At 59.0% G+C, this 7,117-nt stretch carries 7 protein-coding genes; 2 read left to right on the forward strand and 5 right to left on the reverse strand.

The window, feature by feature from the left end:
- Positions 1 to 185: 185 nt before the first annotated feature.
- The 3 genes from ACTJJX_RS34505 to ACTJJX_RS34515 form a co-directional block, all read right to left on the reverse strand.
- Complete coding sequence (locus ACTJJX_RS34505; RefSeq protein WP_154355078.1) at positions 186 to 1,088, reverse strand: MFS transporter; 903 nt, start codon at positions 1,086 to 1,088, stop codon at positions 186 to 188.
- A 287-nt stretch (positions 1,089 to 1,375) separates the two neighbouring features.
- Complete coding sequence (locus ACTJJX_RS34510; RefSeq protein ID WP_043157035.1) at positions 1,376 to 2,269, reverse strand: MBL fold metallo-hydrolase; 894 nt, start codon at positions 2,267 to 2,269, stop codon at positions 1,376 to 1,378.
- 160 nt (positions 2,270 to 2,429) lie between these two features.
- Entirely contained in the window at positions 2,430 to 3,359 is a 930-nt protein-coding gene (locus tag ACTJJX_RS34515) for a GlxA family transcriptional regulator (protein WP_229637866.1), read from the reverse strand.
- Between the two features lie 159 nt (positions 3,360 to 3,518).
- Here ACTJJX_RS34515 and ACTJJX_RS34520 point away from each other — a divergent pair, with 159 nt between their 5' ends.
- Positions 3,519 to 4,067, forward strand: coding sequence for a cysteine hydrolase family protein (locus ACTJJX_RS34520; RefSeq protein WP_043157033.1), 549 nt, complete (start codon positions 3,519 to 3,521; stop codon positions 4,065 to 4,067).
- A 240-nt stretch (positions 4,068 to 4,307) separates the two neighbouring features.
- Positions 4,308 to 5,285 (forward strand): GlxA family transcriptional regulator, encoded by a 978-nt coding sequence (locus tag ACTJJX_RS34525; protein ID WP_043157032.1) that lies wholly within the window; start codon positions 4,308 to 4,310, stop codon positions 5,283 to 5,285.
- A gap of 71 nt (positions 5,286 to 5,356) precedes the next feature.
- On the opposite strand, the gene ACTJJX_RS34530 is transcribed toward ACTJJX_RS34525, so the two are convergent.
- Together ACTJJX_RS34530 and ACTJJX_RS34535 are read right to left on the reverse strand one after the other, a co-directional pair.
- Complete coding sequence (locus ACTJJX_RS34530) at positions 5,357 to 5,917, reverse strand: LLM class flavin-dependent oxidoreductase (protein ID WP_079388692.1); 561 nt, start codon at positions 5,915 to 5,917, stop codon at positions 5,357 to 5,359.
- 162 nt (positions 5,918 to 6,079) lie between these two features.
- A complete protein-coding gene (locus ACTJJX_RS34535) occupies positions 6,080 to 7,111 on the reverse strand; it encodes a methyl-accepting chemotaxis protein (RefSeq protein ID WP_074183340.1) in 1,032 nt (343 codons plus the stop codon).
- Between the last annotated feature and the right edge of the window lie 6 nt (positions 7,112 to 7,117).

The raw sequence follows: 7,117 nt of genomic DNA on the forward strand, positions 1-7,117 counted from the left end.
GCGCGGCCGGCTGGACAAGGCTGAGTCAGTGGCGCAGGTAGCTGGATGACGCTGTCCCGCCCTGAGCCGACGCTCACAGGCGGGGATTTCCAGTGTCGTCATTGTCGGCTATTGGCCGGCAGCAGCCCGTCGTTGCCTGATGGATCCAACCCCTCCGCTGCTATAGTGCAGTCGGCTTCTGACGTTCAGTGCAGCCGTCTTCTGAAAACGACAGTCAGTGCGCTGATCATCAGCAACACCGCCCCGAGACATGCGACCGCACGTGCGCCGTAGCGGTCCACCAGGGGGCCGGCCAGGAACGCCGGGAGGAACATGCCAAGCATGTGCCACTGGATGACGGTGCCGCTTGCATCAAGGGTCATGCCTTCGCCGTGCATCGCCAGCGGCGTCGCGTTCATCACCAGCGTCATCAGCCCGTGGCCGATCGCGGTGGTCAGTATCGCGGCTTTGATAACCGGGCGCTTCACAAGCTCGCGCCAGCGAGTGGGTGAGGGTTTGCTCGAATGGGCCTGCGGCGCCTTGTGAACAGGTAAGCCTGACAGGGTCAGCGCGCCGGTCAGGGCCATTGCGGCCACCAGCAGATAGGCCCCGGCAAAGGGAACGGTCAGCAAGTCGCGCGTGGCGCTACCCAGAGACGGTGCGATAACTGCGGCCACCACCCCAGCGCCAACGACAGCGGCAGCTGCACGGCCCCTGAGATCCAACTCGACCGTCTCCAGCGCAGCGAAACGGTAGTACATCGCCGAAGCCTGGTAGGCGCCGATGGGCATGGCTGACAGACAGAAAAGGAAGAAGCTTTCGAGCCAGAGCGAGGCAGCACTGGCGAGCCCGCCCAGCACGCCCGCAGCGGCGCCGAGCAAGAATCCGGTCCGCCTGCCGTAACGCGCCATCACGCGGGAGATGGGCTGCAGCGCCAGAAGATTGCCCAGTACGAACAAGGCGAGCGGCAGGGAGGCGAGCTCTTTGAGGGGAGCGAGTTTCAGGCCGATGAGCGTAGCCAGAAGTACGCATATCACCGCGCACGACCAATACAACGCCTGTGCCATGAATAGCCGGCGTATCGTTGGGTTGCTGATTAGCAGAAACATGTCTGGACTCCGGACCGGAAAGGGGCGCGCCGTCTGCTTGAGCGCAGGATCGGTCCGTATGGCTTCGGCCAATCGGAACCATGCCACCGGCTCACACCCGGGTGGCTGAAGATAGCGATGCGATAACCTCTATTTTCCTGGGGGCGCAGCGCAGGCGATACGGGGAAATGGGACTTGGCGGGATAGAATCTGGCCAATATGAAAGACCTGCCGGGCAGTGAATGCCTGGCAGGTTATGATCGTTTCAACCTAGTAAAGGGCCGCCATGATAGGCGGCCTCAGCTTGATCAGAGCTTTACGACCGCGCCGTCTTCCGGGATTTCGACACGTTCCGCGATGCCTTGCTGCTCGACGTACTCTTTGAGCTCGCTGCGGGTTTGCCCCATATGGTTGATTGCGTCCATGTGGGTCGCAACTAGAGTCGCATCCGGCACGGCTTTGCTGGCTCGAACCACATCGTCCTTACCCATGATGATGGCGCCGTCATAGCCCGTTACGCGCGCATAACCGGCGTTGACCAGGATCACTTCGGGGCTGTACTTAGTCAGCGCTTGATCCACCTCGTTACGCCAGATCGTGTCGCCTACCAGATACAGCGTCTTTTGGCCCGGCGCCTGGAATACCACACCCATCGCGACCCCCAGACGCTCGGCCAACTGAGGGACCTGGTACATCTTGTCGGTGCCGTGCTGGCCGCCGGTCTTGGTCAGCGTCACGCCCTGGAACTCGGCCTGATCCTTCAGGATCCGTACGTCCTCGAAGCCCTGGCTGCGAATGATTTCCGCATCCGACTCGTTCTGCACGTACAGCGGGATGTTCTTGGGCAGCAGTTTCTGCGCAGCATCGTCCCAATGGTCGAGGTGGGTGTGAGTGACGATGATCGCATCGACCCCGGCCATTACGTCGGCTTCCGACATCGGTAGGTCAACGAGCGGGTTGCGCAGCTCACTGCGATAGGTCCCCTCGAAGCCCGGGTATGCGCCTTTCTTGGCAAGCATCGGGTCGACCAGGAAGGTCGTGCCCGCGAAGGTAAGTTTCACGGTCGCGTTCCGGATCTGTTGCAGCTGGATTTGCGCATCTTGCTGGGAAGCCTGCTTGGCCGGCAGCTCGGCTGCGAACACCCCTGTAATGGAAAGGCTTACCGCCAAGGCAAGTGAACTAGCGATTTTCGCGAATTGCATGTTGCGACTCCTAAGTCATTGTTGAACGGAGCGCATTGTGGGGGCGATACGATGGCGGCAACATCGGCCCGGATGCCAATCTTCGAAAATATCGGGCCAATGTTCCGTTTTTCATCAAGCTTAGGGCAGATGCAAATTACGCAACCGGTTCCACTGCTCGCTAGCTAGACGATGCTGCGCTGAAACGGCGACGGTATTCACCGGGCGATAGTCCGACGACGCGCGTAAACACCTTTCTGAACGCGCCGGGGTCGCTATAGCCGACATCCCAGGCCACCCGCTCGATAGGCAACTGGCTCGAATGCAGCATCCCCCGGGCGCGTCCGATGCGCAGGCGTTGGCAGTATTCGGTAGTGGTCATGCCGGTTGCCTTCTGAAAGCGCCGCGTAAAGGTACGCACCTGCAAGCCGGCGCGTTGGGCCATATCCTTCAGGGCCATGTGCTTTGCATCGGTATCCTGCAGCCAGCGCTGAACGATGAGCACCGCCTCATCGCCATGGGCGAGCCGAGGCGAAAAGGCGCTGTAATAGCGTTGTTGACGGCCGGGGGCGTCCAGCAGAAGCATCTGGGCAGTTCCGATCATCACCGAAGCGCCCAGATAGCGGTCCACCAAACGCAGGCCTATGTCGGTCCAGGCCATTACGCCGCCAGCGGTGATGATGTCGTCATCATCGATGATGAGCTGATCGACATTGAGCCAAACGTCCGGAAAGCGCTCCATCCAACTGTCCACATAATGCCAGTGCGTCGTGATGGTCCGCCCCCTCAATAGCCCCGTTTCGCCGAGCAGGAAAGCGCCGGCGCAAACGGAGACCAGCGTGGCGCCCTCAGCGTACTGCCGTCTGAGCCAGTTCGCATAGGGAGCGGCGGCGCCGGTAGAAATCGGCGATTCCAGACTGGGCGGGATGATCAGGATGGAAGGCGACGTTGTCGCGCCGGGTAGGGAATCCTGTACGCGCACCGGGTCATCCGAACCATCCTGACGTTGCCACTGGCTGACACGCAGTAAAGTGCTTTGCGGCTCGCCATGCTCGCCTGCGATGCGTTGCGCAAGCGCGAACAGATCGGCCAGGCCAAGCACGGTCGCCATCTGGGCGCCTGGGTAAAGCAGTATCCCGATCTCGCTGACGGCTATTTTTGACGTGTCCATCCCGCCCCTAAAGTTGTCGATCTTGCCACTTCATCGCCTACCGTCTGTGCCCCATTATGATCGTGCGTTTCATTCAGACCTTCCCAAAGGAGCCCAGCGATGAGCAAGCGTGCATTGGTAGTAGTTGACCTGCAAAACGAATACCTACCTTCGGGTAAGTTGCCCCTGACCAACATCGAGGCGGCCGCGGACAACGCCGCAAAGGTGATTGCCGACTTCCGCGCCAAGGGCGATGCGGTCATCCACATTCGCCACGAGTTCGCCAACAACGAAAAGCCCGCCTTCGTCCCAGGCAGCTCCGGCGTTGAAATCCAGCCAGCCGTGGCGCCCACGGGCGATGAGCTAGTTATCGTCAAGAACTACGTGAACTCCTTCCGCGAGACCGATCTCAAGCGCGCACTCGACGACCATGCAACAGAAGAGGTTGTCGTGGTGGGCGCCATGAGTCATATGTGCGTCGATGCGGTTGTTCGCGCCGCCGCGGATCTGGGCTACTCGGTGACTGTGTTGCACGATGCCTGCGCCACGCTCGATCTCGAATTCAACGGGGTCAAGGTGCCGGCTGCTCAAGTGCACGCAACGATGATGGCGGCCTTTGAGTTTGGCTACGCCAAGGTGACCTCGACTCGGGACTATCTGTCCGCCTAATCGAGCCTGCCGAATACCCCCGACCCGCTTGCAAAGCGGGTCGGGGGTTCTGTTAACCGCCCTGCCGGTCTTCCTCACCGTCGCGCCTATCACTCATGTCCAACTCCGCAGCCGCGTCGTCCTGACGCCTGACCCACTTACCGGTTCTGAGCTGGCGAAAGGCCTGACGACAAGCGATTGACCTGAAAATGCATGTACTGTAGTTTTTAGGCCATCTTGAGCTTGCCGAAGAACACTCCTATGACCTCTCTGCGTGTCGCCGTCCTCGCCTTCGAAGGTGTGAGCCTGTTTCATCTCTCCGTACCGGGCATGGTCTTTGGCGCCGCCAAAGACGCACCGGATCTTCCCCGATACGAGGTTCGGTACTGCGCCACGACCCCTGGAAAGGTTCGCAGCGACCAAGGCGTAGTGATCGAGGTTCCCGATGGCCTCGAGGCATTGGCTCGGGCGGACATCGTCATCGTGCCGGCGTGGAGCGATCCCGGTCAGCCAGCCTCGGCCGAGCTGATTGACGGTCTGCGCCGCAGTCACGAACGTGGGTCCCTGATAGTCGGCCTGTGCCTTGGCGCGTTCGTGTTGGGCGACGCTGGGTTGCTGGACGGTCGGGAAGCGACCACGCACTGGGTCGCCCGCGATCTGTTCGCCCAGCGGTTTCCGAAGAGTCATTTCCGCCCCGATGTGCTGTATATCGCAGACGACAACATCGTCACCTCGGCCGGAACGGTCGCGGCCATCGATTGCTGCCTGCACTTGTTGAGGCAGCGACACGGTGCCGATGTCGCGAACCGAATGGCCAGGCTGCTGGTCACTCCGCCGCATCGCCAGGGCGGTCAGGCGCAGTACATCGAGCAGCCCGTTCCACAGCTGGCAAGCGAGAGCCGATTGCCCGGGGTGCTGGAGTGGGCGAGAGAGCACCTGGCCGATCCGTTGTCGCTCGATACCCTGGCCGATATCGCCAAGATGAGCCGTCGCACCTTTACTCGTCGTTTTCGTGAAACCACGGGTACCACGTTCATCAAGTGGATCAACGCCGAGCGGGTCGCCCGGGCGCAGCAGCTTCTGGAGACTACTCAAATGCCGATCGACTGCGTTGCCTCCGAGGTCGGTTTTGGAACAGCGCTGTCGCTGCGTCAGCAGTTCGCAGCCCAGTTGGGCACGACGCCGTCGGCGTACCGGCAAATCTTCTGCAAGGAAATAACCTCACGCGCGCATGCCTAAGCCGCACATCGAGGCCGGCACATGTTCGTCGCACGCCGCGCTGCGTTCGGGCGCCGGTTCCATGCGCTGGCCTATCGGGTAACATCCTCAGGTAGGCCAAAGGCATCGGCAATCAATTCCGTCGAGCGGTAGATGGCCTTCTGTGAGTGGCCGAGGTTCAGGATCATCAGCTCATCGGGGCTGATGCGTTTGTGCCAGGTCCCGAGCTTTTCGACCACCTGGCTTCCCGTCCCACGTAGGATCTTGGCTTCCCACATCTGCATGATGTGGCGCTCGGCTGCCGAGTATGAGTATTGCTCGGCTTCCTCGGGAGTAGGCACCACGAACGAACGCCCAGTGGACATGCGCATCATCGCGTGCGAATAGGCCCAGGCTTGACGCTGGGCTTCTTCTTCCTCGTCCGCTGCCATGACGCCGAAACTGGCGATGACGTAGGGACGATCGAGTGCGGCAGAGGGTTTGAAGAGGTTGCGATAGAGCTGGACGGCCATGTCGACGTTCTGGTCGGCCAGATGCGCCGCGAAAGCAAAAGGCAGGCCCAGCTTCGCAGCGAGTCGGGCTGAGTAATCCGAAGACCCCAGGAGCCACACGGGCGGGCGCTCAAAGGGGGAACCGCAGAATTCGGAAAAAATCGTACGCTAAGCTAACGGTGTTCTCGTGACAGCTCTTTGACTAGGCTTTCTAAGGCCATTCTGATAGCCCTGACTTCCTGAAAAGCCATGGCTAAAATTTGTGCGGCTAAAAGGGATAACCGATGGTAAAGTAAGTTATCCCTGTCGAGATACTGAAAAGCGTTATCCTCGTTTTTCCCAAAACTGTTTTGCCAGTTCGCTCAGAGCGCTAGTTAACTGAGCGACAGATTTCGCACTTTGCAAATTATTCTGCCCGGTCTGTACATTGGTATCAGCAGCATCGCGTATATTGATAATACTGCGGTTTATGTCTTCACTTACTGCTCCCTGCTGCTCGACCGCAGTCGCTATTTGCGCGTTCATGTCGGTAATTTCGTTAACGCGTTGGCCAATTCCATCAAGAGCTGTAGCTGCTTCCTCTGCGTGAGCTACACTCGTGTGCGCTTGCCGACTACTTTGCTCCATGACTGTAACAGCGGATTGCGCTCGCTCTTGTAGAGCGCTGATCATGCTTTGAATATCCGTTGTCGATTGCTGTGTGCGAGCAGCAAGACTGCGAACCTCATCGGCGACAACAGCAAAACCACGCCCCTGCTCACCAGCACGCGCGGCCTCAATTGCTGCGTTGAGTGCCAACAAATTCGTTTGCTCGGCGATCCCTCGTATAACGTCAAGAACTTTTGATATCTCGTTACTTTGACCTTCAAGCTCATGAATAACCTGAGCGGCTTGCCTAATTTCACCTTCAGGGGCAGTGATTGACTGGCTTGTGTGGGCTACCAGACGCTGGCCAGATGCCGTCTCAGTGTCTGCTCTTCCGGCCGCATCTGCAGCATGCTGTGCATTGCTCGCAACCTCTTGAATGCTTGCCGCCATTTGGTTTACTGCCGTTGCTATTTGATCTGTCTCTGCCTGCTGCTCAACTGTAAGTACATTGCTTGACTCAATATCCTTTAGTAGGCCTCGGGTGTGTTCGCTAAGCCGATTTGATGCATCACCTATGCGACCTACTATGGCGCCTGTTTCAGCTTGCATCATTCGTAAAGCAAACTCTATTTGGCCAAACTCATCGGTGCGCCCAGTGTAGAGGGATTGACTTAATGGGTTATTGGAAATATTCCTGGCTCTTTCAACCAGTCTTCCAAGAGGAGAGAGAATAGCCAAAACACTAACAGAGCTTAAGCTTCCTGACATTAAAGT

The organism is Pseudomonas sp. 22490, from assembly GCF_052044465.1.
Taxonomy (GTDB): Bacteria; Pseudomonadota; Gammaproteobacteria; order Pseudomonadales; family Pseudomonadaceae; genus Pseudomonas; species Pseudomonas aeruginosa.

What these genes read in the sequence shown, in the direction of transcription:
- ACTJJX_RS34505 (WP_154355078.1), bottom strand. Translation starts at nt 1,088, where the DNA reads ATGTTTCTGCTAATCAGCAACCCAACGATACGCCGGCTATTCATGGCA.
- ACTJJX_RS34510 (WP_043157035.1), bottom strand. Translation starts at nt 2,269, where the DNA reads ATGCAATTCGCGAAAATCGCTAGTTCACTTGCCTTGGCGGTAAGCCTT.
- ACTJJX_RS34515 (WP_229637866.1), bottom strand. Translation starts at nt 3,359, where the DNA reads ATGGCGACCGTGCTTGGCCTGGCCGATCTGTTCGCGCTTGCGCAACGC.
- ACTJJX_RS34520 (WP_043157033.1), top strand. Translation starts at nt 3,519, where the DNA reads ATGAGCAAGCGTGCATTGGTAGTAGTTGACCTGCAAAACGAATACCTA.
- ACTJJX_RS34525 (WP_043157032.1), top strand. Translation starts at nt 4,308, where the DNA reads ATGACCTCTCTGCGTGTCGCCGTCCTCGCCTTCGAAGGTGTGAGCCTG.
- ACTJJX_RS34535 (WP_074183340.1), bottom strand. Translation starts at nt 7,111, where the DNA reads ATGTCAGGAAGCTTAAGCTCTGTTAGTGTTTTGGCTATTCTCTCTCCT.